We start from the raw sequence: 26,245 nt of genomic DNA on the forward strand, positions 1-26,245 counted from the left end.
ATGAGCTTTGTTCTATCCTCCCTGCCCCAAACCTGGCCCTGGCTGATCCTGATGGCGGCGCTTGCTGCCGGCTGGAGCGGCCAGCGCGGACTGGCCTTTGCCCTGCTCGCGGTCTTCGGCGGCGTTGCTTTGGCCCTCGGGCATCTGGAACCAATCGCGCTGATGGCGCTGGCCACCGGGCTGCTGTTTGCCGCCTTCATCCCCCGCACCCGCGGCCCTGCCGGGCTGATCGGCCACGCGGTGCTGGTGCTGTGGTCGCTGGCGCTTGGCGCACATCTGCTGCCGGGAGTGCGCAACCTTCTGATCCTGGACCAGGTGCAGGCCGGTCCCGCCAGCGCGCCGTACTCCCTGCACCTGAACCTCGACAAGCCGCTGGTGGTCTTCGCTCTGCTGCTGGCCTGGCCTGCCCTGTTGCAGCGCAATGATCCGGCAGGCAGGCGCGCCTTGATCTCCGGCCTTCTGATCCTCGCCGCCCTGCTGCCGCTGGCCCTGCTCACCGGCGCGCTGGAACTGGAGCCATCGCTGCCGGACTGGCTCCCGCTGTGGATGGCCTCAAACCTGCTGCTCACCTGCCTGGCAGAGGAAGCCTTCTTCCGCGGCTACCTGCAGCAAGGCCTCAGCCGCCGCTTCGGCCCGGCGGCAGGCATCGCCGCCGCCAGCCTGCTGTTCGGCCTCGCCCACATCGGCGCCGGACCTGCAGTGGCCGCATTCGCCGCGCTTCTGGGGCTGGCCTGCGGGCTGGGCTATTGGGGCGCGGGGCGGTTTTACGTGCCGGTGCTGATGCACTTCGCCTTCAACCTCACCCACCTTTTGCTGTTCACTTACCCCGGCCCGGCCTGAAAATCCGCCTCCCCGGTGCACAGGGGGTGCACAGGGGGTGCACGCATGCCACCCCCCAATATCCTGCCTCAGACCGGCAGCGCCGTGGTCTTGAACACCGTGCGCAATGCAAAACTGGACTGCATCTGCGCCACCCCCGGAAGCCGCGCCAGGTGCTGGCGGTGGATGCGAGCGAAATCCTCGGTGTTCTCCGCCACCACCTTGAGAATGTAATCCGCCGTCCCCGCCATCAGATGGCACTCCAGCACATCCGGAATCCGAGACACCGCCTTCTCAAACGCGTCCAGCACTTCATCCGCCTGGCCGGACAGGGTGATCTCCACAAACACCGTCGACGGCACGTTCATCTTGCGCGCATCCAACAAGGCAACATAATCGCGGATATAGCCCTCCGCCTCCAGCCGCTGCACCCGCCTGTGGCAGGCCGAGGCCGACAGGTTCACCCGCTCCGACAAGTCCGCGTTGGAGATGCGCCCCTGCTTTTGCAGAACCGAGAGAATGCGACGATCTGTTTCGTCCAGCGACATTTTGCGAAGATCCTTGCTGTGTCCTGCCATATTACGCGAAGAATCTTCGAAACGCATGTTTTTATTCTGCCCAAATAAGCAGCACATTCCGGGCTGCCTGCGGCATTATGACCGCAGAGAGTTTTGAGGAGATACTCAGATGAAAATCGGCTGCCCCACCGAAATCAAACCGCAGGAATTCCGCGTCGGCATGACCCCGGACGCCGCCCGCGAGGCCGTCCTGCGCGGCCACGAGGTTGTCATCCAGCAAGGCGCCGGCCTGGGCGCAGGCTTCACCGACGAGGACTATGTCTCCGCCGGTGCCGTGATCCTGGACACTGCCGAGGAAATCTTTGCCACCGCCGACATGATCGTCAAGGTGAAGGAACCCCAGGCGGTTGAGCGCAAGATGCTGCGCGAAGGCCAGCTGCTGTTCACCTACCTGCACCTGGCACCCGATCCGGCACAGACCCACGACCTGCTGGAAAGCGGTTGTACCGCAATCGCTTACGAGACCGTCACCGACGACCGCGGCGGCCTGCCGCTGCTGGCGCCGATGTCGGAAGTGGCCGGCCGTCTGGCACCGCAGGTTGGCTCGTACACCCTGCAGAAGGCCAACGGCGGCCGCGGCGTGCTGATGGGCGGCGTCCCCGGCGTGGCCCCGGCCAAGGTGGTGGTGATCGGCGGCGGTGTTGTCGGCACCCACGCAGCCAAGATCGCGGCTGGCATGGGCGCGGATGTCACCATCCTCGACCGTTCGCTGACCCGCCTGAAGTATCTGGACGACGTCTTCGGCCGCACCTTCAAGAACCAGTACTCCACCGCCGGCGCCACCGCCGAGCTGGTGCGCGACGCCGACATGGTAATCGGCGCGGTTCTGGTTCCCGGTGCGGCAGCGCCGAAACTGGTGTCCCGCGCACAGCTTTCTGAGATGAAGCCGGGCGCAGTGCTGGTGGACGTCGCCATCGACCAGGGCGGCTGCTTCGAGACCTCCAAGGCAACCACCCACGCCGACCCGATCTATGAGGTCGACGGCATCATGCACTACTGCGTGGCCAACATGCCGGGCGCCGTGGCACGCACCTCGACCCAGGCACTGGGCAACGCGACCCTGCCGTTCATGCTGAACCTGGCCAACAAGGGCTGGCGTCAGGCCTGCGCCGACGACCGTCACCTGCTGAACGGCCTGAACGTGCACGCCGGCAAGCTGACCTATGCCGCGGTCGGCGAGGCCCTGGGCCTGGACTGCATCTCTGCGGAAGACGCAATCAAGTTGTAACTTCCCGCTGTACGGCAGGAAATCCAAAGAAAGCCCCGCCAAACCGGCGGGGCTTTTTCTGTGCCCCTTTGCGCAAGAACCGGATCGACCGGACCTGCGGAAATGGCGTTTCTGGAGCCGCACCAAGAGGTTTTCCAGATGCTCCAGACCGCCGCCGCTCTGATCGTGTTTCTGTTTCCGCTGGCCTACAGCCCCGGTCCCGGCAACCTGTTCTTTGCCGCCAATGCCGCGCGCTTCGGCTTTGCTGCCACCGTTCCGGCCAATGCAGGCTACCACCTGGCGACCTGGATCGTGACAGCTGCGATCGGGCTGGGCTTCCTGACAGTTATGGACCAGGCGCCGCAGCTGTTTGCGGTGCTCAAGACCGCAGGTTCTCTCTATGTCCTGTGGCTCGCCTGGAAACTGGTCCGGGCCGGGGTGCTGAGCGGCGCACAGGAGCCGCAGCCGGCCGGTTTCACAGATGGGGCGGTGCTGTTGGTGCTGAACCCCAAGGCCTACGTGATCATCGCGCTGATGTTCTCGCAGTTCCTGGCCCAGGAGGAGGACGGCCGGCTGCTGCCGGTGCTGCTGATCACAACCGTCTTCACTCTCAACAACCTGCTGGCCTTCACGGTCTGGGCCCTGGCCGACGGCAGGATCGCCAAGCTGTTCCGAACCTCCGCCGGCGCCCGCCGGCTGAATGTGCTGTTCGGCGCCGTTCTGGCGGCGGTTGCGGTCTGGATGCTGCTGCCCTGAAGACCGGAACGACTCATTTGCCGTTTACCCAATGGAGACAATCAGCCAGCTTTGTTCCCGCAGAGGTGGTTTTTAGTTCACCCCAATTTTGTTAAAAATGAGGCAAATTTGTGAAATTGCGGCATGTCCGGACAGCAGCGGCCGGCAGGGCAAGCCCGCGTAATCATTTCCGGTCACGAGTGAAAGCAAATCAATGCCCGAGACTTCCAAGATCTTTACCTACGCGGTGGACGGCCTTGCCTACACCGTCACCGTTTACGAGGAAAACGGCGAATTCTTTGCTGACATCACCGTCGACGAAGGCGCCATGGACGTGAACGCCATCTATTTCGGGGATGATGATTTTTCCGGCTCCAGCGAGTCTCTGAGCGGCCCGCTGAACATGAACGGCACCCGCCTGGACGGCGAAAAGGTGCAATGGGACGAAGCCACGGAGCTGAGCGACCCCGGCCTGGGGCCGGAGGGCGAAGATAAGGAAACCTACCTGCAGACCGGTGACACGATGACGGTCTCGCTGGACATCGAAAGCCTGGACGAGATCGACATTTTCGGCATCCGCGCCACCTCCACCACCAATGACGCAGGCTCCATCAAAGGCGTGAGCGGCGATCCGGAGGAGCCGGAAGAGCCCGAGGACCCGGAAGAGCCCACTTATGAGAAGGTCTTCTTCGGCGAGGTGTTCTCGGACTCCGGCGACCCGCTGGGCGGCACTTTCATCCTGGACGAAGAACCGGACCCGAACCCCTACAGCATCCCCGCCCTGCCCGAAGGCACGGAACCGACGTTTGACAACTACCTGTCCTACTTCCTGTCGGAAGATATCGGCGGTGACCTGTCCGCTGTGCAGTCGGTGGTGTTTTACGGAACCGGAGAGGACGGCGCGCAGGAAGAGCTGCACCGCATCGACGCGCCGGAGGGCGGCTTCCAAAGTGCGGACGACCTGCTGGCCGCCTATGACGACGCTCTCGAAGCCACCGGAGACCTGGCCGGTCAGGACCTGATGGCAGCACTGAGTTTGGAGGATCACGCAGAGGCAGATCCGGAGGCTGAAGAGGATCTGGGTGCAGACGAATTCGAGCTGCTATGATCTCCCCAGGGGCGGCCCGGCGGCCGCCCCTTATGCCGCCCTGCGGTTGAGGCGTTTCCAGCCTGATATTCCCCGTTTACAGAGTGAAACGCCGCTCCTAGCCTGAAGCGCATAAACAGCGCGGCAGGGATGGAAAGGAAACGGATATGCTGGACGAGTTCAAGGCCTTCATTGCCAAGGGCAATGTGATGGATATGGCGGTGGGGATCATTATCGGTGCCGCTTTCACCGCGATCGTGAAGTCCATGGTTGATGATCTGATCAACCCGATCATCGGCCTGTTCACCGGCGGGGTGGATTTCACCAACAACTTCGCCGTGCTGGGTGGCGATGGCGCCAGCTACAGCTCGCTGGAGGCCGCGCGCGAAGCCGGTGCCTCGGTCTTTGCCTACGGCTCCTTCCTGATGGCGGTGCTGAACTTCCTGATCATCGCCTGGGTGGTGTTCCTGCTGATCAAATCCGTGAACCGCGCCCGCGACGCGATGGAGGGGCAGGAAGAGGCTCCGGCAGAGGAAGCGCCCGCCGGGCCGACAGAACTTGACGTGCTGCTGGAAATCCGCGACTCGCTGAAAAAATAACGCCGGTGCACCGGCATCAAGGAATTGCAAAGGGGCGGGCTTCCGCTCCTTTAGCGCGTTTGCAAGGGATTGAAACTGATGGAACAATTGATTGAACAGGCCGGGGCCTACTGGCCGCTGCTGGTAAGCGGCGTCAAGGCGCTGGTGGTGCTGATCCTCGGCTGGATCGCCACCGGCTGGATCAGCGGCGCGGTGCGTAACCGCATCAATAGGACACCGCAGATCGACCCGACGCTCGGCAATTTCGCTGCCAGCATGATCCGCTGGGCGCTGCTGGCGGTGGTGCTGGTTGCCATCCTCGGCATCTTCGGCATTCAGGCCACCAGCCTGGTAGCGATGCTGGGCGCCGCCACACTGGCGATCGGCCTGGCGCTGCAGGGCACGCTTAGCGATCTGGCGGCGGGGTTCATGCTGATCCTGTTCCGCCCCTACAAGATCGGCCAGTATGTGGACATCGGCGGCACCGCCGGCACGGTGAAGGACGTGAACCTGTTCGTGACCGAGCTGGCAACACCGGACAACGTGCAGATCATCGTCCCCAACGGCCAGGCCTGGGGCTCGGTCATCACCAACTTCTCGCACCACCCTACCCGCCGTGTCGACCTGGTGTTCGGCATCGACTATGGCGACAGCGCCGACACCGCCAAGGCGGTCATTCTGGCACAGGCCACCGCAGACGCACGGGTTCTGCAAGATCCGGAACCCTGGGTGCGGGTCACCAACCTGGGCGACAGCTCGGTCGATCTCACAGCGCGGGTCTGGTGCAAGGCGGATGATTACTGGGAGGTGAAATTCGCCCTCACTCAGGGCGTGAAGGAAGCCTTTGATGCCAAGGGCATCTCCATCCCCTACCCCCATGCGGTGGAAATCAAGAAAGCGGGCTGAGGCGCTCCCGCCTGACTTTGGCCCCTGCCGGGGCCGCACCCCGTTGGGCCTGGCGCCCCGCCTTTGGCGGGGCGTTTCCGCGTTCCGGGTTCAGCGGATCAACGTTCCCGCGCGGCCTGCATAGCGCGAACAGCCGCATTCCGGGCTCTGGCCTCCCGCGCGCGGTCCTGCACTCTGTTTTCAGGTTCTGCCGGCGGCCAGCCGGCCAGCACCTTGTACCCCTCAAGATCGGTAAACGCCCACTGCGCCGCAATAAGCTGGTAGCTCTTCACTTCCCAGCCGGAAGCGTCTGGCTGAAACCGGAAGCGCCAGGTGCCACGCACCTGCACCGGCAGCCGCAGCTGGCGGATCTGCATCATCGCCTGATGGCCGTTCAGGGCGGCACGCGCGCCCTGTGCCCGCAGCTTTCTCATCCGCTCCACCAGGCTGGCCGCTTCGCGCAGGCGGCGGCCGGCAAAGATCACCTCAATCTCGGCGCCCGGGCTGACCAGCCCCTTCACCACCAGATCGCCGCGGTTGTTACGGCTGAACACCGGCACCAGCTCCACCGGCACATCGCGCACCTCGCGCTTGAACAGCCCCGCATCTTCGACCAGCGGGGTGACTTGCATGGGAGGGCGGCGGCGGTTCGTCATTCAGCAGTCCCGATCACCGCCCTCCGGAGAGAGCGGTGCCATTTCGATCTATTATTTGTCACGGGAAAACTAGCCCGCTCCCGTTAAAGAACCGTTGCTCCGTTCCAGCGATCACAGCTTTTCCAAGTGCAATTCGAACACCGCAAAACATTGAAATACAGGAATGTTTCCAGCTTCACCGGCTGACAGGCCGTTTCATGACCAAAGTTGGGTTGCCCCGATACAGGGCCTCGCCCGCAGGTGCATACCCCAGCTTCAGCGCCACCCGGTGCGACACCGTATGGGCCGGATCGAAGATGCAGGCGGTTTCCGCCCAGTCCGTGGCCTCTGCCGCCCACTCGTGGATGCACCCAACCGCTTCGGTAGCCATTCCCCGCCCATGCACTTCCGGCGCCAGCACCCAGCCCGCTTCCGGCACCCCTGCCAGCGGCGGCTCCATGCTGCGCTGGTAGTCGGCAAAACCCACCTCGCCGATGAACCGGCCGCTTTCCCGCAGGGTCACCGCCCAGTAGCCATAGCCCAGCGCCTGCCAGTGACCGATGTAACGCAGCAGCCTTGTCCAGCTTTCCTCCGGCGCCGAGGGTGTCCCGGAGATGAAACGCACCACCTCCGGCTCCGCCCAAAGTGCCGCCACGGCTTCGAAATCCTGCACCCCGTGCGGGCGCAGGATCAGCCGTTCCGTCTCAAGCACGGGAGGTGTCATGCAGGCAGCTTGCCGGTCAGCACATAGGTGAGGATTTCGACCACCTGGCGCGGCTCCTCTGCCACCGCCAGCGCAGCGGCATGAACCTCTTTCAGCGCATGCTGATGCTCCGGCGGGCTCAGGACGATGATCGACTTGCCCAGCGCCGCGGCATAGCCCGCGTCAAAGGCCGCGTTCCACTGCTTGTACTTGTCCCCAAAGCGCACGACCACGACATCGGCGTCCGCAATCCCCTTGCGGGTGCGGATCGCGTTAACCATCGCGCCCTTGTGGTCGTGCCAGTACTTGTTCTCTTCGGCCCCCAGCACCGCCACGCCGCAATCATCGCTGGCGTCGTGATCCGTCACCGGTGCGCTGAAGCTCACCTCCAGCCCTTTTGCACCCTCAACGATCTGTTCCCGCCAGTCCGTGTGAATCTCGCCCGAGAGATAAACATTCAATGCCACGTCTTGTCCTTTCCTGCGCCAGCGTCCGGGGCCGCGGCCAGTGCGGCCATGACCTCGTCATCGCTGGTTTGCGTAAAATCCCTGTAATGCGCGCCGACCGCCCAAAACTCCTTGGGGCTCAGCAAACAGACCAGAGTATCCACCAAGGAGCCCAGTTCGTCCACCGCTTCCGGCGGTGCAACCGGAACCGCCAGGATCACCCCTGCGGGCTTGCGTTCCTTGAGCCAGAAATGCGCCGCCATAAAGGTCGCGCCAGTGGCAATCCCGTCGTCCACCACGATCACAGTGCGGCCTTCCAGTTCCACCGGATCGCGGCCTTGCAAGTAGCTGGCACGGCGGGCGGCGTTCTCTTCCCGGGCCTGCGCGACATGGGGTGCAAAATCTTCCGGCTTCATGCCGGTGGCCTGCAAGAGCGCGCCATTGAAAATGGGATTGCTGCCTTCGGCCAAGGCCCCCGCAGCCAGCTCCGGGTTGGAGGGCATGCCGATCTTGCGGATCAGGATCAGATCCAGAGGCGCGCCCAGCTGCTGCGCAATGGGAAGTGCCACAGGCACCCCGCCCCGCGGCAGCGCCAGCACCACGGGGTCCGTCATCGGCAGCTCAGCCAGTTTACCCGCCAGCTGAAGCCCGGCAGAAATCCGGTCCTCGAACATGTCGGCCTCCACCCCGTTACCTAGCGCGGAAGCTGCAAAGGCAAACCTCAGCGCCGCCGCGCCACCAGATACCGCCCGGGGGTATCGGCCGGGTAGTTCCCGGTCTCGATGATCTCGAACCCTGCCCTTTGCACCGCGGCCTCCAGCCTGCGGATATCGATGAAGTCCACAAAGCTGGGCGCCTTGCCTGCCAGCCGCATCAGCGGAATGGCGGCCGAAAACAGCCAGTATTTCCAGCTGCCCCGCATTTCGCCCAAGCAGGGAGTCTTTGAGATGAACAGCCCGCCGGGCTTCACCCGTGCCGCGACGCCGTCCAGGACCTCCTCCAGATCCGGCAGCAGATGCAGCAGGTTATGCGCCAGGACCGCATCAAACGGCCCCTCAGGCGCCTGCCCGGCACTGCAGCATTGAAACTCGACATTGCCGGCACCTGCATCCCAAGCCCGCTCTCGGCCGACCTCCAGCATCGCCTCAGACAGATCGGTTGCAAGAATTTTGGAGACGCCGCTGGCCAGCTCAATGGCGGTGGAGCCGGTGCCGCAGCCCAGTTCCAGCACCGTATCATCCGCCTTGAGATAGGACCGTGTCCGCTCCAGCGCATAGCGGTAGGCGTCCATGTCGCGGATCTTGGACTTGGCGTATTTCGGGGCGATCTTGTTCCAAAAGCGGGCATCAGCGGTCATCGCATGTCTCCTTGGCTGCCCGCACCCTATCTATACATTAACCACGGATAAATTGCCGAAATCCGCAGGGGTGTTATACGTATTTGCATGATTAGCCCCGACTGGAACCATATCCGTGCCTTTCTCGCCACTGCTGAAACCGGCTCACTGTCGGCAGCAGCACGCAAGCTTGGTCTCACCCAGCCGACATTGTCGCGCCAGGTTGCGGCACTGGAGGCAGAGCTGGGCGTGCTGCTGTTCGAACGCCTTGGCCGGTCACTGGCCCTCACCGAAGCCGGGCGGGAACTGCTGGCGCACAGCCGCAGGATGGGCGAGGCCGCCGACGGTCTGGCGCTGGCCGCGACCGGCCAGGCGCAGACCATCGAGGGGCTGGTGCGCATCACTGCCAGCGACGGCATCTCGGCCCATATCCTGCCCGGGGTGCTGGACCGGCTGCGCCAGCAGGCTCCGCGGCTGCGGATTGAGATTGTTGCGGCGGACGACATCCGCGACCTGCAACGCCGAGAGGCCGATATCGCGGTCCGCCACGTCCGCCCGGAACAGCCGGAGCTGATCGCCCGCAAAATGCAGGACACCACTGCCCGCTTCTATGCCGCCCGCAGCTATCTGGAACGCCGCGGCACCCCGCGCAGCCGCGCCGACCTCAGCACCCATGATTTCGTGTCCTTCGGCGACATTCCTCAGTTCCTCGGCTACCTGGAGCCGCTCGGCATCCGGCTGAGCGAAGGGAACTTCCCTGTCGGCTCCACCAGCGGCCTGGCGGCCTGGGAACTGGTACGGCAGGGATTCGGCATTGTGCCGATGCTGGATGCCATCGCCCGCAAAAGCCCCGACGTGGAGCCCTTGGACCTGGAAGATTTGCCCACGCTGGAGTTCCCGTTGTGGCTGGCCACCCACCGCGAGCTGCACACCAGCCGCCGCATCCGCCTGGTGTTCGACATTCTGGCCGACTACCTGACTGGGCTGAAGATGCGGTTCTGAACCGCCGCCGCAAAGGAAAAGGGCGGCCCCGGAACCGGGAGCCGCCCAAAAGTTTTCCTCAAAACTTTTGCCAAGGCTTTTCAAAAAGCCTTGGACCCGCCGTCACCCCCGCAGGGTGCCGCCGGTAGCCTTGCTCACTTTGGCAATGATCTTTTCGCTCACCGCTTCGATGTCCTTTTCCTTCAGCGTCTTGTCGCTGGGCTGCAGCCGCACAGTGATCGCCAGCGATTTCTTGCCCTCGCCCAAGCTGCCGCCGATGAACTCGTCAAAGACGCGCACACCCTCGATCAGCGCCTTATCGGCACCTGCCGCGGCATTGACCAGGGTCAGCGCTTCGACGCTATCATCGACGACAAAGGCAAAGTCCCGCTCCACCGCCTGCAGATCGCTGATTGCCAGCGCCGGGCGGGTGGCAGAGGATTTGCGCGGCAGCGGAATCTCATCCGGGAAGATGGTGAAGGCCACGGCGGCCCCCTTGATGCCCATCTCCTTCAGCACCTTCGGGTGCAGCTCGCCAAAGACGCCGAGGGTCTTTTTCGGCCCCAGACAGATGCGGCCATGGCGGCCCGGGTGCCACCAGGCGGCACCTTCGCGCAGGACCTGCACCTTGGCCGGGGCGCCGATGGCCGCCAGAACCGCCTCGATGTCGGCCTTGGCATCATAAAGATCCACTGCGCGCGAGGCCCCATGCACGTCCTTGGGCCCGGTGCGGCCAACCAGCAGGCCCGCAATCTGATTGACCTGCTCGCCCGGCTCACCGCCGGTGAAAGCAGGGCCTGCCTCGAACAGCGCCAGGTCCATGAAGCCGCGCGCCTGGTTGCGGGCCGCAGCCTGCAGCAGGCCTGCCAGCAGGTCCGGGCGCATATGCGACATCTCGGAAGAGATCGGGTTGGCCAGCATTGTGGCATCATCGCCGCCGCCGAACAGCGCAGCAGAGGCCTTGTCGATGAAGCTGTAGCTGACAACTTCGTTGTAGCCGAGGCTGGCGCAGGTGCGGCGTGCCATCTGCTGGCGGCGCTGCTGCGGTGTCATCACCGGCTTCGGGATGCCATCGGTCAGCCGCGGCAGCGGCTTGCCCACCAGCTTGGTCAGCGAAGCAATCCGCGCGACTTCTTCCACCAGGTCGGCCTCGCCCTGCACGTCCGGGCGCCAGCTGGGCACATGCGCCATGCTGCCCTCCAGACGGAAGCCCAGGCGGGTCAGGGTCTGGCGCTGGTCGCTTTCCGGAATTTCCATCCCCACCAGCGATTGCACACGATCCGCATCCAGCTTGTACGCGCGGGAATGATCCGGCACGTCGCCCGCGATCACGACCTCGGACGGCTCGCCGCCGCACAGGTCCAGGATCATCTGGGTCGCGCGGTGCAGGCCCTCGATGGTGTATTCCGGATCGACACCGCGCTCAAAACGGTAGCGCGCGTCGGAGTTGATCTTGAGCGCCCGGCCCGCCATGGCGATCTGCACGTGATCCCAGAACGCGCTCTCCAGGAACACATCCACGGTTTCCTCGGTGCAGCCGGTCTCCTCGCCGCCCATGATGCCGCCGATGCTCTCGGGACCATTGGCATCGGAAATCACCATCTGGCCCGCGCCAAAGGTGTATTCCTTCTCATCGAGCGCCTTCAGCGTCTCGCCGCCAGCCGCGCGGTGAACGCGCAGATCGCCCGCGACCTTGGCGGCATCAAACACATGCAGTGGGCGGTTCTGGTCGAAGGTGAAGAAGTTGGTGATGTCCACCAGCGCCGAAATCGGGCGCAGGCCGATCGCCTTCAGCCGGTCCTGCAGCCACTGCGGGCTGGGGCCGTTCTTCACGCCCTTGATCACCCGGCCCGCAAACAGGGGGCAGCCATCCAGCGTGTCGGCGTCGATGGTCACCTTGATCGGGCTGGCAAAGTCGCCCGGGATCGCCTCAAACGCACGGGTCTTGAGTGTGCCGAGGCCGCGCGCTGCCAGGTCGCGGGCAATACCATAGACGCCCAGCGCATCGGGGCGGTTCGGGGTGATCGCGATTTCAATAACTGGATCGACCTTGGCCGGATCATTCTCAGCCAGCCAGTCCACGAACTTGTCGCCAACCGCGCCGGAGGGCAGCTCGATGATACCATCATGCTCTTCCGACAGCTCCAGCTCGCGCTCGGAGGCCATCATGCCGAAGCTCTCAACGCCGCGGATCTTGCCGACGCCGATGGTGATGTCGAGGCCGGGGATATACATGCCCGGCTTGCAGACCACCACGGTGATGCCTTCGCGCGCGTTCGGTGCGCCGCAGATGATCTGCAGCTCGCCTTCGTCGGTGTCCACCTTGCAGACCCGCAGCTTGTCGGCATCCGGGTGCTTCTCGGCGTGTTTCACATAGCCGAGGGTAAAATCCTTCAGCGCGTCCGCCGGATTGACGACCTCTTCGACCTCAAGACCCAGATCGGTCAGGGCATCAGTGATCTCTTCCACCGAGGCGTCGGTGTCGAGGTGGTCTTTCAGCCAGGAAAGCGTGAATTTCATCGGTCGGGGACCCCTTGGCAGACATGCGTGTTTGACCTGAGGCAATGGCAAAGAATGCGCCAAGGTTCAAGGGTTCAGCACGCCAGCACTCAAGGATAGCTGGGAGTGAGGTTCAAAAGCTCATCCAATTGCCGCCCGATCCAGCCATGCGGGATGAAATGACCGCCGGGATGGGTGTCCAGCACCACCTGCCCTTGCGTGCAGCCCGCCCAGACCGTGCGGTCCAGCTTGAGGAACTCCACCACCTGCCATTGCCCCAGCGCCCGCGCCGCGCCGCAGCCCAGCCGCGCCCGCCATAGCGCCACCGGATAGGTCCGCTCGCCGCCGGGGCCATAGGGGAAATCCATCACCCTGTCCTTCAGCCCGTGCACATGGCGCACCTCATGCGGGGCCTCAGGGCAGTCCTCGCTTTGCTGGATGGTTCCGGCCACCGCCAGAAGTGCGGCGACATCGTTGCCGCTGTGGCAGACATAACGCCAGGCCATGGCCGAGCCATAGGAATAGCCGGAGACGTAAATGCGATCCGGATCAACCGGGTAGCGTTTGGCGACGTCCGCCAGCACCCGGTCGGCAAAAGCTACGTCATCTGTTTCCGCGGACCAGAAATCCCAGGTCTTATTGCGCCCGTTCGGCGTCACCAGTAAGACACCCCGCCGCTTGGCAGAGACCCCCACCCGCTCGCTTTTCTGCGCATGGCGCCCGGTGCGGGACCAGCCATGGAAGTGCAGCAGCACCGGCAGAGACGAGGTCCCGTCCCAGCCCTCCGGCTCCATCACATGATAGGAGCGGTCACCCAGTTCGCAGGGCGTTGCGCCAAGGCATTCAGCGGGTTTTGACGGCCCCATGGCGGCAGCGGCAGTAGCCCACAGCAGGGCGGCGGAGAGAGAAAGAACTGCTCGGATCATTCGCCCTAGGGTAGCCACAACGCCGCAGCTGTCACGTCACAAGTTTGTGGGGCCTGTGCGGCGGCGCCGATGCCTGGCCGCAAACTGGCAGCCCACCCCTCAAACATTCCCGGCACGCGATGTTTTGAGATTCCCCCATCTTCGCGCATACTGATCCCCTCACTGCCAGGGAGACACCGATGACGGATCAGCATTCCGGGGTTCAAAACGCCTTCTTCGTCATTGCCGACCTGTCGGGCTACACCAAATTCATGGCCGGCACCCCGCTGGAGCATTCCAAGGGCATCCTCGATGCGCTCTTCGGCAGCCTGATCCCCGCTATCCGCGCACCGCTTCAGATCTCCGGCCTGCAGGGCGATGCGGTCTTTGCCTATGCCTTCGAAAGCGAGGTGATGACCAAGCAGTTCATCCTCGACTTTGCCGAAAGCCTTTACTGCATTTTCGCCCGCGAGAAGGAGAAAATGATCCTCAACACCGGCTGCACCTGCGATGCCTGCAGCAAGATCGGCGATCTGGAGCTGAAACTGGTGGTGCATCACGGCGAATGCATCCTGCAGGACACAAGGGGCAGCAACGAGCTGGCCGGCCCCGACGTGATCACCGCCTTCCGGCTGCTCAAGAACTCGGTCACCGAACGCACCGGCCTCACCGCCTATACGCTTATTTCCTGCGATGCGCTGCGGGCGATGGATCTGGTCGATTTCTTTGAGGAGAGCGAGTTTCACAGCGAGGACATCGAACACATCGGCCCGGTTGAGTACGTGGTGCGCGACATGCGTGTGGCCTGGCAGCGCCGCCGCTCAACCGAGCGCAGCTTTGTCGGCGCCACGGATGACCTGCTGTTTGACGAATGGATCGTCCCGCTGGCCGTCTCGCCTGAGATCGCCTTTACCATCTGCACCCGCCCCGATCTGCGCACCGAATGGCTGGGCGCCGACAAGATGGACCTGCTGAACACCAACAAGGGCAAGATCGAACCCGGCACGATGTATCACTGCTACCACGGCGACGCGCTGTTTCCTTACGAAGTGCTGGACTGGAACCCCGGCGAATATGTCACCGGCCGCTACAACCTGCCGATGGGCCTGATGATGTATGAAACCATCGAGATGGAGGAGGTCGGCGGCGGAACATTGGTCAAGCTGCGCTATGCCAAGACGCGTTCCCCCAAGCTCCTGGGCAAGCTGATGGCCGGCATGATCAACCGCAAGCTCCGCGGCTTCATCATTCCGGACAAGGAAAACCGGGTGTCCAAGATCAAGGCACTGGGAGAACGGCTGGGCGGCGCACCAGCAGCCGCGCCTGCTTGAAGTGTCACGCTCAAGCCTCGCCACCGCCTGACCGCGGGGAGACGAACCGGCATTGGCGTTTGGCAATTTATGTCGGCCTAGTCCGTAGAACGTCCAGCCGTTTCGCCTGCGTCACCAAATCGCCTGCCCTTGCGGGCAATCGCCGGGAGGCAAGCGATGGCGCGGCGGCCTCCCGGCCTTGTTCCGCGCTGGGGCTTCATTCAAAAATCTGTGCCGATTTCTCGCCTCATTGCGTCAACCATTCGGTCACTCGCAAACAAAACATTTTCGTCCAGGCTTCGCTCTAAGCCGTCTAAGGAAGTGACCCGTGGTGATACTTCTTCGAAAAGGGTTTCAAGAGCAGCAAGAACGGCCTGACTGGTCTCACTTGACGCGATTGAACCAACCAGCACAATTTCTTTTTGCAGCGCCCAAAGCTTCCTTACTTCCGGGTTCAAATCCCAACCATCAGCATCGGCTTCATGCTTTACTCTAGCAGCTTTTCCGATTTGACGAATAAAGTTGCGGTATAGCTCTCTCTTTTCCCGTTTTAGCTCCAGCTCGAACGCCAACTTCGTTTGCATTCGCCAGATCGCCAGAGAGATCAAGCCTCCAAGAAACAACGCCCAAACGGGGTTACCTGCTATTTCTTTTAGCCAATCAAACAGCCACCCAAAATCCCCGCACACATTCTCGCAGGCGGTCATCACTTCAGCAGAAGCCATTCGCTCAAAACCCTCAAATCAAACTTTTTACAGTATCGAGGGGAGCATAGCGCCCGTTGCGTGCAAAGCGCAATTGCACCTGCACAATGCGTCACCGAGGGCAGCGCCCGCCCCGTGGGGGGCGGGGCGGGCGCTGCCCGGCCTCTCGGCCGGACGGAAGGTCTGAAACTATGGGCGGCTTACCGCGACAAACCGCCATGCAGCGCCGGCATGTCCAGGCTCTGGAAACCGTAGTGGCGCAGCCAGCGCAGGTCGCTGTCGAAGAAGGCGCGCAGGTCCGGGATGCCGTATTTCAGCATCGCCAGGCGGTCGATGCCGATGCCGAAGGCAAAGCCCTGGTAGATCTCCGGGTCGATGCCGCCGGCGGCGATCACCTTGGGGTGCACCATGCCGGAGCCGAGGATCTCCATCCAGTCGTCGCCCTCGCCGATCTTCAGCGTGCCGCCCTCCCAGGAGCAGCGGATGTCGACCTCTGCCGACGGCTCGGTGAAGGGGAAATGCGAGGCGCGGAAGCGCAGCTCGACGTCATCCACCTCGAAGAAGGATTTGACAAACTCCTCCAGCACCCACTTGAGGTTCGCCATCGAGATGTCCTTGTCCAGCGCCAGGCCTTCGACCTGGTGGAACATCGGCGTGTGGGTCTGGTCGTAGTCGGCACGGTAAACGCCGCCCGGGCAGATGATGCGCAGCGGCGCGCCCATCTTCTCCATCGAGCGGATCTGCACCGGCGAGGTATGGGTGCGCAGCACATGCGGCGGGCGGTCGTCGCCCTCGGCACGGTGCATGTAGAACGTGTCCATCTCGGCGCGCGCCGGATGGTGGCCGGGAATGTTCAGCGCATCGAAGTTGTACCAGTCGGTGTCGATCCGCGGCCCTTCGGCAACCGAGAAGCCCAACTCAGCAAAGATCGCGGTGATCTCTTCCTGCACCTGGCTGATCGGATGCAGGCTGCCATGGCGGGTCGGGCGTGACGGCAGGGTCACGTCCAGCCATTCGGTGCGCAGGCGCTCATCCAGTGCGGCATCTTCCAGGCCGGCCTTCTTGGCTGCCAGCGCCGAGTTGATCTCATCCTTCAGCGCGTTCAGCGCGGGACCGGCCACCTGGCGTTCTTCCGGGGTCATCTTGCCCAGCTCGCGCATCTTCAGCGCCACTTCGCCCTTCTTGCCGACGGCGGCAAGGCGGATCGCCTCCAGCGCCGACTCGTCGGCGGCCTCTGCAATCTGACCCAGGTATTTGGCTTTAAGATCGTCCATCACGGCCCCTCGAATTCTGCTTGTGCCCTGCTACCACAAGGGCGCGCGAAAGCAAGAGGGCGGGGACCGATGCGTCAGCGGTGTGTCACCACGGCGCGCCGCGACGGACCGGAGCCAGAAGCCGTCACCCCCGCCACGCCTCCTGCGGCAGCCTTAACAGGTGCTGCTGCAGCCATTGCCCGGCCTGCCCCAGCACCCGCTGCGACGTCCAGACCACGTCGATGCCGGCCAGCGCATCGCTCTGCTGGAATCCATAGCGCAACCGCACCAGGGCGCCGCTGTCCAGATGCGGCTGCACCGCGGGCAGCGGCAGTTCGGCCCAGCCCAGCCCCTGCCGCAGCAGCTCGATAATCATCCCCGGGCTTTCCGCGCACCAGAGAGAGGCGCTGTAGGCCTCACCGATCAGCCAGCGGGCCTCCTGCGAGCGGCTTTGCAGCACCAGCTGCCGGTGCGCCCGCAGGTCGCGGTGCGCGAGGGGGCCAAGGGCAGCCAGCGGGTGATCCCGCCCGCAAACCGGCACCGCCACCGTGTGGCCAACGCCGCGGAACTGGAACCCCTCCGGGTAGCTCTCCTGCTCCGTCATCAGCCCCAGATCGGCGCGGCCTTCCTTCAGCAATGCGGCCGTATCATTGGGTCCCGCCGACAGAATCTCCACCGCCACATGCGGAAAGGCCTCGGCAAAGCCGCGCAGCGCCTCCAGCAGCGGCGCCTGGTTCAGTCCCTGCTCCACTGCCAGGCACAGGCTGTCCTCCACCCCCTCGGCCATCGACGCAGCTTTGGCGGTAAACTCCCGCTGACCCAAAAGAATGCCGTGCGCATGCGGCAGCATCTCGCGGCCCGCCTTTGTCAGCGCAGGCGACCGTCCGCTGCGGTCGAACAGCTGCAGGCCGCAGTCGATCTCCAGATTGGCAATTGCAGTGGACACCGCCGACTGCGCCTTGCCCATCCTGCGCGCCGCGGCTGAGAAGGAGCCCAGTTCGGCGGCCAACACAAAGGCCTGCAGGGTTTCCGGAGACATCATGGACCACCCATCTGATTTTCAGATACATACTGACTGGAAGCATCATGAAATAGGGATAGAACAAAGACAACGCCCAGACTTCAAAAGGAGGCACAGAATGGCAGGCAAAGTTGCAATGCGTACCGCAAGGGACCGGCTGCGCTATACCTTCAGCTTCGAAATCCTGCTGATGGCAATGCTGGTGCCCGTTGGCGCAGCATTCTTTGACAAACCGCTCAGCGACATCGGCCTCCTGGGCGCCTTCCTGTCCGTGAAGGCAATGCTGCTGAACCTCCTCTACAACTGGATCTTCGATCACGCGGATGCCAGAGCAGGCCGGGTCGCCAGCGACCGCTCGCCGCTGGGCCGCCTGCTCCATGCCGCAGGGTTCGAGGCAACGCTGCTGCTGACCTCGCTTCCGGTCTATATCTGGTGGCTGAACCTGGGCCTGCTGCAGGCGCTGGCCGCAGACCTGACGGTGACCTCCTTCGTGGTGGTCTACACCTACGGTTTCACCCTCGCCTATGACCGCCTGTTCCCGGTCGCAGCGGCGGAGAACAGCAGCGCCTGACCTGCCGCCCGGCAGAGCCTGCGGTTTTATGCTATACTTGCGGCGCGCGGCACAGCGCATCCCATTCAGCAGCAACCGGAGGACAGCCATGGCACATGTGGATTGGTATATCGAAGGCCCCAGCTTCGGGAACTGCAACTGCAACTACGGCTGCCCCTGCCAGTTCGAGGATCTGCCCACCCATGGGCATTGCACCGGGTTCGAGGTGATCCGTATCGACAAGGGCCATTTCGGCGGCACCGACCTGACCGGCACCCGCGCAGCGCTGTTCTACGCCTGGCCCGGCCCGGTTTTCGAGGGCAAGGGGGCGCTGCAGGCGATCATCGACGACCGCGCCACCGACGCCCAGCGCGCGGCGCTGGAAACCGTGATGCTGGGCGGCGAAACCGATGAGGAAGCCACCCACTGGTGGGTGTTCCGCGCCATGTGCGACACCGTGCACGAGACGCTGATCAAGCGGATCGACTACGAAGTCGACATTGAAAACCGCACTGCCAAACTGGACATCGAAGGGCTGGTCACCTCAACCGGCCGGCCGATCCAGGCCCCGCATGGCGGCGGCGAGCACCGGGTCCGGATCGACATCCCCGGCGGCATCGAGTTCACCCTGGCCGAGATCGGCAGCGCCAGCACCAAGTCTGACGCGGCGATCAAGCTGGACCTGGATGACAGCTATGGCCAATGGGCCATCATCCGCCACGGTCCGCACGGAATCGCGGCCTGATATGCCCGCTCCGCTGGTGTAACAGGCGTTTCCAGACCTGTCGCTGTCGCCCGCAGGCCTGCACAGTGTGCATCCTGTTGCATCTTATCTGCGTATTCCACTCAACTTATGAGGCCAGTGATGGAAACCTACTCCGGGACCTGCCATTGTGGCGCAGTCCGCTTCACCTTCCGCACCCGGGAAATCTCCAGCGCCATGCTTTGCGACTGCTCGATTTGCTCCCGCAGAGGGGCTGGCTTGACACCGGAAACCATCCCGCCCGCCGATATGCACATCACGGCTGCCCCCGGCACCCTGAAAACCTACCAGTTCGGCACCAAGACCGCGCAGCACCATTTCTGCGGCACATGCGGCATCCACACCTTTGTGGAAACCCGCCTCAACCCTGGGCACTACCGGGTGAACCTCGGCTGCATCAAGGGACTGGATGCGCTGCGGCTGCCATCAGAAATCTACGACGGCCAAAACCTCTGAGCCTCAGCCCTTGCCACCCTCATCCGGCTTCTTCTTCCAGCGCTTTTGGTTGAACGGGTACAGGAATTGCCGCCAGTAGCCGTTTGGCACCGTGTCACCGGCCACCCCGTATTTCGACGGCCATTCCTTCTCCGGCAGGTGGTGGGTGCCAAACAGCCAGTCATAGAGCGGGAAATGCGAGGCATAGTTGATGTCGATCGCCGCCCGCTCGCTGCCATGATGCCAATGGTGATAGCGCGGGGTGACCAGGAACCGCTCCACAAAGCCCAGCTTCCAGCCGATATTGGCGTGGATGAAGCTAGAGTAGAAATAGACGATCAGCAGATAGCCCTGGATCGCCTCCGGCTTGAAGCCGAGCGTAAACATCGGCACTGCAGTCAGCCCGCGCAGCACCGCGATCTCGATGAAATGCATCCGCGCCCCGGCCAGCCAGTCCATCTTCTTGGCCGAGTGGTGGATCGCATGAAAATGCCACAGCGCCGGAAAGGTGTGAAAGGCGCGGTGCACCCAGTACTGCACGAAATCCGTTGCTGCCATGATGATCAGCACCTGCACCGCAAAGGGCAGATTGGTGATATGGGCGCGGATCCCCTCCAGGTCGAACTCGGTGTTCACATAGTTCGCGGGCGCCATGGTCAGGAACGTCAGCACCTGCACCAGCATGGAACTGATCAGATAATAGAACATGTCCTCGCGCCATTCGGTGCGGAACACGGTCTGCTCGCGCCGCGCCGGAAAGACCCGCTCCAGCGGCACGAACAGAAAACCCACCAGCAGCACGTTCACGACAAAATAGTCGAGCCCGAAATACAAGCTCTGCGGGGCCTCGCCCGCGTGCTGCGGCTGCGCCGTGGCCATCAGCGAGGCTACTACAGACAGACCCAGCGCCGCCCAGCCCAGGCTTTTCTGGCGGCTCAGGATCAGGCTCAGCAGCGACAGCGCATAGCCCGCCAGAAGCACAAACCGCAGGAAGGCGGTCACATAGCCGCTGGAATGCACAAATGCGATCTGCGGATAAGAGAACGTCTCAGGGTACCAGCGCAGCAGCACCAGCAGCAGCCCGGTAATGGCCGCCAAGAGCGCCATCGAGCCCGACAGCCAGCCGCTGCCCAGCGGCCGAACCTCGCGCGGGGATTCCAGTTGCGCGATCACATCCCGGATGAATTTCATGCCTGCCTCATTGCCGCCGTTCCGGCGCAACCTGCCACAGATAGCAGCGGCCTGCGACTACGGAAATCATGACACCGGCCAGCCGTCCTCGCCGGGCGTCACACCAGCCGCCGCATCATCGCCAGCAGCGACTGGCGGCTGGCATAGCCCAGCCTTTGCGCCACCTGGTCCAACCGCGCGCCGCGCGCCGCTTCCCGCAGTGCGATCTGGCAGCGCAGCCGGTCGCGCCAGCCACCGAAACTCAGCCCCGTCTGCTGCTGGAACCGGCGGGTGAAGCTGCGGCGGCTCATCCCTGCCAGCGCCGCCCAATGGTCCAGCGTGTGCGGCGCGCCCGGTGCGCCGATCAGCGCATCGCAGACCCGCTGCAGCCGCGCGTCCGCAGGGTACGGCAGCGCCAGCGGGGATTTCGGCGCCGCCGCCAGTTCTATCAGGATCAGCTGGCTCAGATGGTGTGCCCGCGGCGGCAGCGGCCAGGGATTGTTCATGGCGCACAGCGCCGCAATCAGCCCCGCCAGCAGCGGCTCCACGGTCACCGCCCGGCACTCCGCCATCATCTCCGCCCCTGGTGCCGCCGGATCGATATAGAGCGACTGCAGCTGCACTTCGCCCGCCATGCGGATCTCATGCAGCACCCCTGCAGGCACGATCAGCCCCGACCCCGCAGGCACCGCCCAAGTGGTGCCGCCGGCCTCTGCCATCATCAGCCCGGCCACCGCATAGACCAGCTGGTGGCGCGGATGATCATGCCAGGCAGAGACATAGCCGTCCGCATAGGTGCGCGCATAGGATGCCACCCCATGCGGCAGCATCTGCACCGCATCGGAGGAGGACGGTCCCCGCCGCCGGATATCCGCATTCTGGCCCATTTGCGCAAAAACTGGCCCCATCGCCGCGAAAGGGCAAGCTAAAACGCAACCAAAAGGAGGCCGGCCCCATGCAGACCATCACCAGCACCAATGAGCTTGAAGAGATCTACGGCGCCCCGGTGCCGCAATCGCTGACCAAGGTCACCACCCGCCTGACGCCGCTCTACCGCGACTGGATCGGCGCCTCGAGGTTCCTGGTGCTGTCCACCGTTGGCCCCGAGGGCACAGACGCCACCCCGCGCGGCGATGACGGCCCTGTGGTGCATATGGCGGACGAGCGCACCCTCTGGCTGCCCGACTGGCGCGGCAACAACCGCATCGACAGCTTGCGCAATATCGTCCGCGACAGCCGCGTCAGCCTGATGTTCATGGTGCCTGGCTGCAACAACGTGGTTCGGGTGAACGGCACCGCCGTGCTGACCGCGGACGAGGCCATTCGCTCCCATTTTGCCCGCAAATCCCTGCGGCCCGCGACTGTGGCGGTAATCACGATTCAAGAGCTCTATTTCCAATGCGCCAAGGCGCTGATGCGCTCCCGCCTGTGGGACCTGGAGGCGAACCGCCCCGCGGTGCCCACCGCTGGCCAGTTCCTGAAAGAGCAGGAGGAGAGCTTTGAGGCAGAGGCATATGACGCAGGATATGCGGAATACGCCAAGTCCCGCATGTGGTGATGGCGTTTCCGCGGCTGCCCGTCTGGTCCAGCGAGGCAAACGCATGCCGCAGCAGACAGTTTTTCCCGCAAGTGCGGCACCTTAGCGCTTGCCAGCAGGCAGGCAACCTGTGCAAGTTGCAGACCTGCCGTCCCAAAGAGATGTACTGCCGTGCCCACACAAATGGACCGCACCAGCCAGACCTGGAAGGTCACGCCAGACCTGCTGGGCATCATCGACGCCTCCGGCATCTTCACAGACACAAACCCGGCCTGGTTCACCACGCTGGGCCTGCTGCCGGAAGAGATCGAAAGCCGCCAGTTCTTCGACTTCCTGCACCCCGACGACATGTCCCGGACCGAGGCCGCCTTTGAGCGCGTCAAGCAGGGCAAGCCGGTGCTGCAGTTCGAAAACCGCTACCGGCACAAGGACGGCAGCTATCGCTGGCTGTCCTGGAACGCGGTTCCGGAAGGCGAACGCTTTTACTGCAGTGCCCGGGATGTAACCAAAGCCAAGGAAAACGCCGCCAATCTGGCCTCCCGCGAGCAGGAAGCCCATTTCCGCGAGCAGTTCATCGCTGTGCTGGGCCATGACCTGCGCAACCCGCTGTCGGCGATCGGCGCCACGCTGCGGCTGTTGGAGAATGAACCGCAATCAGCCAAGGCGCTGGAGATCCTGGCGCTCGGGCGCCAGTCCGTCACCCGGATGTCGGCGCTGATCAACGACATTCTGGACTTTGCCCGGTCGCGCCTTGGAGAAGGCATTGAAATCACGCGGTCGGACAGCGCGGAGCTGCGGCCGGTCCTGGCGCAAACGGTTGAGGAAATCCGGCTGGCAAATCCGGGCACCCCGATCACCGAGAACTACAGTTTCACCGACCCGCTGAACTGCGACACGGACCGCATTGCGCAGCTGGTCTCCAACCTTCTGTCCAATGCAGTGACTCACGGCGCCCAAGGCAAACCGGTCATCGTGACAGCCCGCGAGGACGGCAGCGATTTCACTCTGTCCGTCGCCAACCAGGGGGATCCGATCCCCGAAGCAACCATGGCGCTGCTGTTCGAACCCTTCACCCGCACCGACACCCGCGAGTCGCAGAACGGCCTGGGCCTCGGCCTCTACATCGCCCAGCAGATCGCCAGGGCGCATGGTGGCCTGATCGTGGCAGCGTCGGATCGCCAGCAGACCATCTTTACCCTGCGGATGCCGCGCCAAGGCTGAGCACGGCAGGGGTCAGCAAATATTCGGTGCTGTTTTCTGCACCTCAGCACTGGGAACTGGTTTTTCACCACCTCTCCCGCTACCCTGACACAGTGGGGAGGGCCAGCTGATGGAGCGCCGCCTGGCTGCAATTCTGGCAGCCGATGTCGTGGGTTATTCAAAACTTGTCCAGGCGGACGAGGCGGCAACGCTCAAACGGATGAAGGAGATTTGGGACGAAATCTTCTTCCCGCTGGTGACCGGAAACAGGGGCCGCATCTTCAAGACCATGGGCGATGGCGCCCTTGCCGAATTCGCCAGCGCCGTGGATGCGGTGGAATGTGCGGTTGCGCTGCAAAACGCTCTGCGCGCAAGAAATTCTGAAAACGCAGATCTGGACCCGATTGATTTCAGGATAGGCATCAACCTGGGCGACATCGTTGTCGAGGGCGACGACGTGCTGGGTGAAGGCGTCAACGTCGCCGCCCGGCTGGAAGCCGCCGCGCCCTGCGGCGGCGTTCTGACCTCCGACTACGTGCACAGCCAGGTCCGCGGCAAAGTGGGCGCCACCTTCATCGACGCCGGCCAGATCAGCCTCAAAAACATCGACGGCCCCTTCCGGGTCTGGCGCTGGGACGGCGGCACGTCCACAGCCAAACCTGCAGCCCGGAAACGGGAAAAACTGTCCATCGCTGTGCTGCCGTTCACCAACATGTCCGCCGACCCAGAGCAGGAGTTTCTTGCAGACGGGCTAAGCGAGGACATCATCACCGGGCTGTCGAAAATCCGCTGGTTCCTGGTGATCGCCCGCAATTCCACCTTCACCTACAAAGGCCAGGCCGTCGACATCAAACGCGTCGCCGCCGAACTTGGCGTTCGCTACGTGCTCGAGGGCAGCGTGCGGCGGGCCGGCAGCCGCGTCCGCGTCACCGCGCAGCTGATTGATGCGCCGACCGGACTGCATGTCTGGGCGGAACATTACGACCGTGAGCTGCAGGATATTTTCGATCTGCAGGACGAGATCACCCGGACCATCGTCGGCCGGGTGGAGCCGGAAATGGCCGCTGCCGAACGCGAGAAGGCAATCAGCCGCAGAACAGAAAGCCTGGATGCCTGGGCCTGCTACCAGCGCGGCCTCTGGCACATGTGGGACTACAGCCGCGAGGACCACCAGAAGTCTCTGGACCTTCTCCGGCGGGCAACAGAGCTTGATCCGGAGTTTTCCACCGCGCACGCGTATCTGTGCTACGCCTACTATGAGGGCGTGGTAATGGGCTGGCCGGACGACCCGGAGCACCATCTGGAACTGGGCATGGCGTCCGCACGCCGCGCCTTGCAGATCGACGACACCGACCCGGTGGGTTATTTCGCCATCGGCCGGATCCACATGATGCAGGGCAGCCACGACTTGTCGATTGCAGCGCTGCAGCGGGCGATCCAGCTCAACCCCAGCTTCAGCCAGGCGCACCACGGGCTGGGCATGGTGCTGACCCTGGCCGGCCGCCTGGACGAAGCGCGCGCCTGCGAAGAACGTGTCGAGCCGTTGAGCCCGCGCGATCCGATCCTCTGGGCGACGACAATTACCCATGCGCTGGCGGATGTGCTGGCCGGAGATACAGAGGCCGCCCTGGCCTGGGTGGACAAGACAATGCAGCTGCCCCGGGCAACCGGCTATTGGCCGCATGCGGTCAAGGCAGCCGCCCTGGTGCAGGCCGGGCGGCTGGACGAGGCCAGGGTCTCAGTACAGGCCGCGATTGGCGAACTGCCGAAACTATCCCTCAGCTACCTGGCCCGCAGCCTGCCGGTCAAACATCCCGGCGGCCTGGATCCCTATCTGAACGCGCTCCGTACGGCAGGGTTGCCGGAATAGCGGCAACAAAAAAGGCCGCCCCGATGGGCGGCCTTCTCTGAATTCGAACTCTGGAACCTTAGGCTGCCAGCGCGTCCTGCGCCTGACGGACGATCGCACCGAAGGCTTCGGGCTCGTGCACGGCCAGGTCGGCCAGAACCTTGCGGTCCACTTCGATGCCGGCCAGGGTCAGGCCGTTGATGAAGCGGGAGTACGTCAGCGCTTCGTCGTGCGAACGCACAGCAGCGTTGATACGCTGGATCCACAGCGCGCGGAAGTTGCGCTTGCGGTTCTTACGGTCGCGGGTTGCGTACTGGTTGGCCTTGTCGACGGCCTGACGGGCAACCTTGAAGGTGTTCTTGCGGCGGCCGTAGTAACCTTTGGCTGCCTTGATGACCTTCTTGTGACGGGCGTGAGTTGTGGTACCACCTTTAACGCGGGACATATCTCAGATCTCCTCTTAGCGGTCGTAGGGCATGAAGCCCTTGACGATCTTTGCGTCCGGTGCGGACAGGGTGGTGGTGCCGCGGGCGTCACGGATGAACTTGGTGGTGCGCTTGATCATGCCGTGGCGCTTGCCGGCCTGACCCGCTTTCACCTTGCCGGTGGCGGTAATCTTGAAGCGCTTCTTGGCGCTCGACTTTGTCTTCATCTTGGGCATTTCCGTCTCCTTCAATGCAGGTTCGCTAGACGCGCGACTCGGCATGCCTCGACGGCCGGCCGCGCGGAACAGAGCTGCCCTTTAAGCAATGCTGGCAGGATGGGCAAGCGGATTCTCTAAAGAAGGCGCCCGACGACCCTGAAAAACACGTCCGGGATCTCATCAATCGCATATCCGCCAGGTTTCTGCACCACGGCATAGGCGATCAGCGAGATGGCGATCAATATGGTGAGAATTGACGCCCGCGGCGGGCGGCGTTCACTCAGGGAGGACATGACCGATGGCACCGTGAATGCCGCAATCACCAGTCCCAGGATCAACGCCAGATCCGTATCCATGAACCATCTCCCCCATGACCTCAGCAGCCTGAGAGATGGTAGGGGCAGCCGGAAGCATTT

General features: G+C 63.6%; 30 protein-coding genes. 14 read left to right on the forward strand and 16 right to left on the reverse strand.

The window, feature by feature from the left end:
* A complete protein-coding gene (locus GC1_RS15920; RefSeq protein ID WP_019298246.1) occupies window positions 1-840 on the forward strand; it encodes a CPBP family intramembrane glutamic endopeptidase in 840 nt (279 codons plus the stop codon).
* Window positions 841-908: 68 nt separating this feature from the next.
* Here the strand turns inward: GC1_RS15920 and GC1_RS15925 are convergent, their stop codons facing one another.
* A complete protein-coding gene (locus tag GC1_RS15925) occupies window positions 909-1,367 on the reverse strand; it encodes an Lrp/AsnC family transcriptional regulator (RefSeq protein WP_008556791.1) in 459 nt (152 codons plus the stop codon).
* A gap of 139 nt (window positions 1,368-1,506) precedes the next feature.
* Here GC1_RS15925 and ald point away from each other — a divergent pair, with 139 nt between their 5' ends.
* From ald to GC1_RS15950, 5 genes are all read left to right on the forward strand, one after another.
* The gene (gene ald, locus GC1_RS15930; protein ID WP_019298248.1) at window positions 1,507-2,625 is read left to right on the forward strand and encodes an alanine dehydrogenase; all 1,119 of its coding nucleotides are present in this window, start codon (window positions 1,507-1,509) and stop codon (window positions 2,623-2,625) included.
* Between the two features lie 138 nt (window positions 2,626-2,763).
* On the forward strand, window positions 2,764-3,360 hold the full coding sequence (locus GC1_RS15935; RefSeq protein ID WP_029205036.1) for a LysE family translocator: 597 nt from the start codon (window positions 2,764-2,766) through the stop codon (window positions 3,358-3,360).
* A gap of 193 nt (window positions 3,361-3,553) precedes the next feature.
* Window positions 3,554-4,447, forward strand: a complete 894-nt coding sequence (locus tag GC1_RS15940) for a hypothetical protein (protein WP_019298250.1) — start codon at window positions 3,554-3,556, stop codon at window positions 4,445-4,447.
* Between the two features lie 146 nt (window positions 4,448-4,593).
* The gene (gene mscL, locus GC1_RS15945) at window positions 4,594-5,025 is read left to right on the forward strand and encodes a large conductance mechanosensitive channel protein MscL (RefSeq protein ID WP_019298251.1); all 432 of its coding nucleotides are present in this window, start codon (window positions 4,594-4,596) and stop codon (window positions 5,023-5,025) included.
* A gap of 78 nt (window positions 5,026-5,103) precedes the next feature.
* Window positions 5,104-5,910, forward strand: coding sequence for a mechanosensitive ion channel family protein (locus tag GC1_RS15950; protein ID WP_019298252.1), 807 nt, complete (start codon window positions 5,104-5,106; stop codon window positions 5,908-5,910).
* A gap of 98 nt (window positions 5,911-6,008) precedes the next feature.
* Here the strand turns inward: GC1_RS15950 and GC1_RS15955 are convergent, their stop codons facing one another.
* The 5 genes from GC1_RS15955 to GC1_RS15975 all read right to left on the reverse strand — a co-directional run bounded on the left by GC1_RS15955 (window position 6,009) and on the right by GC1_RS15975 (window position 9,030).
* Window positions 6,009-6,545, reverse strand: coding sequence for a hypothetical protein (locus GC1_RS15955; protein WP_019298253.1), 537 nt, complete (start codon window positions 6,543-6,545; stop codon window positions 6,009-6,011).
* 175 nt (window positions 6,546-6,720) lie between these two features.
* A complete protein-coding gene (locus GC1_RS15960; protein WP_019298254.1) occupies window positions 6,721-7,248 on the reverse strand; it encodes a GNAT family N-acetyltransferase in 528 nt (175 codons plus the stop codon).
* The gene (locus GC1_RS15965) at window positions 7,245-7,694 is read right to left on the reverse strand and encodes a YtoQ family protein (RefSeq protein WP_029205037.1); all 450 of its coding nucleotides are present in this window, start codon (window positions 7,692-7,694) and stop codon (window positions 7,245-7,247) included. Before GC1_RS15965 ends, GC1_RS15960 begins: the two co-directional genes overlap by 4 nt.
* Window positions 7,685-8,347, reverse strand: coding sequence for a phosphoribosyltransferase (locus tag GC1_RS15970; RefSeq protein WP_019298256.1), 663 nt, complete (start codon window positions 8,345-8,347; stop codon window positions 7,685-7,687). The genes GC1_RS15965 and GC1_RS15970 overlap by 10 nt, the downstream gene beginning before the upstream one ends.
* 47 nt (window positions 8,348-8,394) lie before the next feature.
* The gene (locus GC1_RS15975) at window positions 8,395-9,030 is read right to left on the reverse strand and encodes a class I SAM-dependent methyltransferase (protein ID WP_019298257.1); all 636 of its coding nucleotides are present in this window, start codon (window positions 9,028-9,030) and stop codon (window positions 8,395-8,397) included.
* Window positions 9,031-9,117: 87 nt separating this feature from the next.
* Between GC1_RS15975 and GC1_RS15980 the strand changes: the two genes are divergently transcribed.
* Entirely contained in the window at window positions 9,118-10,011 is an 894-nt protein-coding gene (locus tag GC1_RS15980; protein ID WP_019298258.1) for a LysR family transcriptional regulator, read from the forward strand.
* 102 nt (window positions 10,012-10,113) lie between these two features.
* On the opposite strand, the gene pheT is transcribed toward GC1_RS15980, so the two are convergent.
* Complete coding sequence (gene pheT / locus GC1_RS15985; protein WP_019298259.1) at window positions 10,114-12,510, reverse strand: phenylalanine--tRNA ligase subunit beta; 2,397 nt, start codon at window positions 12,508-12,510, stop codon at window positions 10,114-10,116.
* Window positions 12,511-12,599: 89 nt separating this feature from the next.
* On the reverse strand, window positions 12,600-13,415 hold the full coding sequence (locus GC1_RS15990) for an alpha/beta hydrolase family esterase (RefSeq protein WP_019298260.1): 816 nt from the start codon (window positions 13,413-13,415) through the stop codon (window positions 12,600-12,602).
* Window positions 13,416-13,594: 179 nt separating this feature from the next.
* Here GC1_RS15990 and GC1_RS15995 point away from each other — a divergent pair, with 179 nt between their 5' ends.
* Window positions 13,595-14,725 carry a DUF2652 domain-containing protein gene (locus GC1_RS15995; RefSeq protein WP_019298261.1) on the forward strand — a complete coding sequence of 377 codons (1,131 nt, stop codon included), beginning with the start codon at window positions 13,595-13,597 and terminating at the stop codon, window positions 14,723-14,725.
* A 200-nt stretch (window positions 14,726-14,925) separates the two neighbouring features.
* On the opposite strand, the gene GC1_RS16000 is transcribed toward GC1_RS15995, so the two are convergent.
* The 3 genes from GC1_RS16000 to GC1_RS16010 form a co-directional block, all read right to left on the reverse strand.
* Window positions 14,926-15,429 carry a hypothetical protein gene (locus GC1_RS16000; RefSeq protein ID WP_019298262.1) on the reverse strand — a complete coding sequence of 168 codons (504 nt, stop codon included), beginning with the start codon at window positions 15,427-15,429 and terminating at the stop codon, window positions 14,926-14,928.
* A gap of 179 nt (window positions 15,430-15,608) precedes the next feature.
* Entirely contained in the window at window positions 15,609-16,682 is a 1,074-nt protein-coding gene (gene pheS / locus GC1_RS16005; protein ID WP_019298263.1) for a phenylalanine--tRNA ligase subunit alpha, read from the reverse strand.
* A 124-nt stretch (window positions 16,683-16,806) separates the two neighbouring features.
* Complete coding sequence (locus GC1_RS16010) at window positions 16,807-17,703, reverse strand: LysR family transcriptional regulator (protein WP_019298264.1); 897 nt, start codon at window positions 17,701-17,703, stop codon at window positions 16,807-16,809.
* Between the two features lie 97 nt (window positions 17,704-17,800).
* Here GC1_RS16010 and GC1_RS16015 point away from each other — a divergent pair, with 97 nt between their 5' ends.
* From GC1_RS16015 to GC1_RS16025, 3 genes are all read left to right on the forward strand, one after another.
* Window positions 17,801-18,253 (forward strand): PACE efflux transporter, encoded by a 453-nt coding sequence (locus GC1_RS16015; RefSeq protein ID WP_019298265.1) that lies wholly within the window; start codon window positions 17,801-17,803, stop codon window positions 18,251-18,253.
* Window positions 18,254-18,341: 88 nt separating this feature from the next.
* Window positions 18,342-18,977: a DUF1326 domain-containing protein gene (locus GC1_RS16020; protein WP_019298266.1), complete on the forward strand. Its 636-nt coding sequence runs from the start codon at window positions 18,342-18,344 to the stop codon at window positions 18,975-18,977.
* A gap of 120 nt (window positions 18,978-19,097) precedes the next feature.
* A complete protein-coding gene (locus GC1_RS16025) occupies window positions 19,098-19,451 on the forward strand; it encodes a GFA family protein (protein WP_019298267.1) in 354 nt (117 codons plus the stop codon).
* A 3-nt stretch (window positions 19,452-19,454) separates the two neighbouring features.
* Here GC1_RS16025 and GC1_RS16030 read toward each other — a convergent pair whose 3' ends face one another.
* Together GC1_RS16030 and GC1_RS16035 are read right to left on the reverse strand one after the other, a co-directional pair.
* Entirely contained in the window at window positions 19,455-20,621 is a 1,167-nt protein-coding gene (locus tag GC1_RS16030) for a sterol desaturase family protein (RefSeq protein ID WP_036762705.1), read from the reverse strand.
* 98 nt (window positions 20,622-20,719) lie between these two features.
* Complete coding sequence (locus GC1_RS16035; RefSeq protein WP_019298269.1) at window positions 20,720-21,487, reverse strand: AraC family transcriptional regulator; 768 nt, start codon at window positions 21,485-21,487, stop codon at window positions 20,720-20,722.
* Between the two features lie 68 nt (window positions 21,488-21,555).
* Between GC1_RS16035 and GC1_RS16040 the strand changes: the two genes are divergently transcribed.
* The 3 genes from GC1_RS16040 (at window position 21,556) to GC1_RS16050 (ending at window position 25,207) form a co-directional block, all read left to right on the forward strand.
* On the forward strand, window positions 21,556-22,158 hold the full coding sequence (locus GC1_RS16040; protein WP_019298270.1) for a pyridoxamine 5'-phosphate oxidase family protein: 603 nt from the start codon (window positions 21,556-21,558) through the stop codon (window positions 22,156-22,158).
* Window positions 22,159-22,308: 150 nt separating this feature from the next.
* Window positions 22,309-23,358, forward strand: a complete 1,050-nt coding sequence (locus GC1_RS16045; protein ID WP_237754611.1) for a PAS domain-containing sensor histidine kinase — start codon at window positions 22,309-22,311, stop codon at window positions 23,356-23,358.
* Between the two features lie 109 nt (window positions 23,359-23,467).
* Entirely contained in the window at window positions 23,468-25,207 is a 1,740-nt protein-coding gene (locus GC1_RS16050) for an adenylate/guanylate cyclase domain-containing protein (protein WP_019298272.1), read from the forward strand.
* Window positions 25,208-25,265: 58 nt separating this feature from the next.
* Here GC1_RS16050 and rplT read toward each other — a convergent pair whose 3' ends face one another.
* The 3 genes from rplT to GC1_RS16065 form a co-directional block, all read right to left on the reverse strand.
* Window positions 25,266-25,631, reverse strand: coding sequence for a 50S ribosomal protein L20 (gene rplT / locus GC1_RS16055; protein ID WP_008557989.1), 366 nt, complete (start codon window positions 25,629-25,631; stop codon window positions 25,266-25,268).
* A 15-nt stretch (window positions 25,632-25,646) separates the two neighbouring features.
* Entirely contained in the window at window positions 25,647-25,847 is a 201-nt protein-coding gene (rpmI, locus tag GC1_RS16060) for a 50S ribosomal protein L35 (RefSeq protein WP_019298273.1), read from the reverse strand.
* 116 nt (window positions 25,848-25,963) lie between these two features.
* Window positions 25,964-26,185 carry a hypothetical protein gene (locus GC1_RS16065; protein WP_019298274.1) on the reverse strand — a complete coding sequence of 74 codons (222 nt, stop codon included), beginning with the start codon at window positions 26,183-26,185 and terminating at the stop codon, window positions 25,964-25,966.
* Window positions 26,186-26,245: the final 60 nt, after the last annotated feature.

Source organism: Leisingera sp. ANG1 (assembly GCF_000203975.2).
Taxonomy (GTDB): Bacteria; Pseudomonadota; Alphaproteobacteria; order Rhodobacterales; family Rhodobacteraceae; genus Leisingera.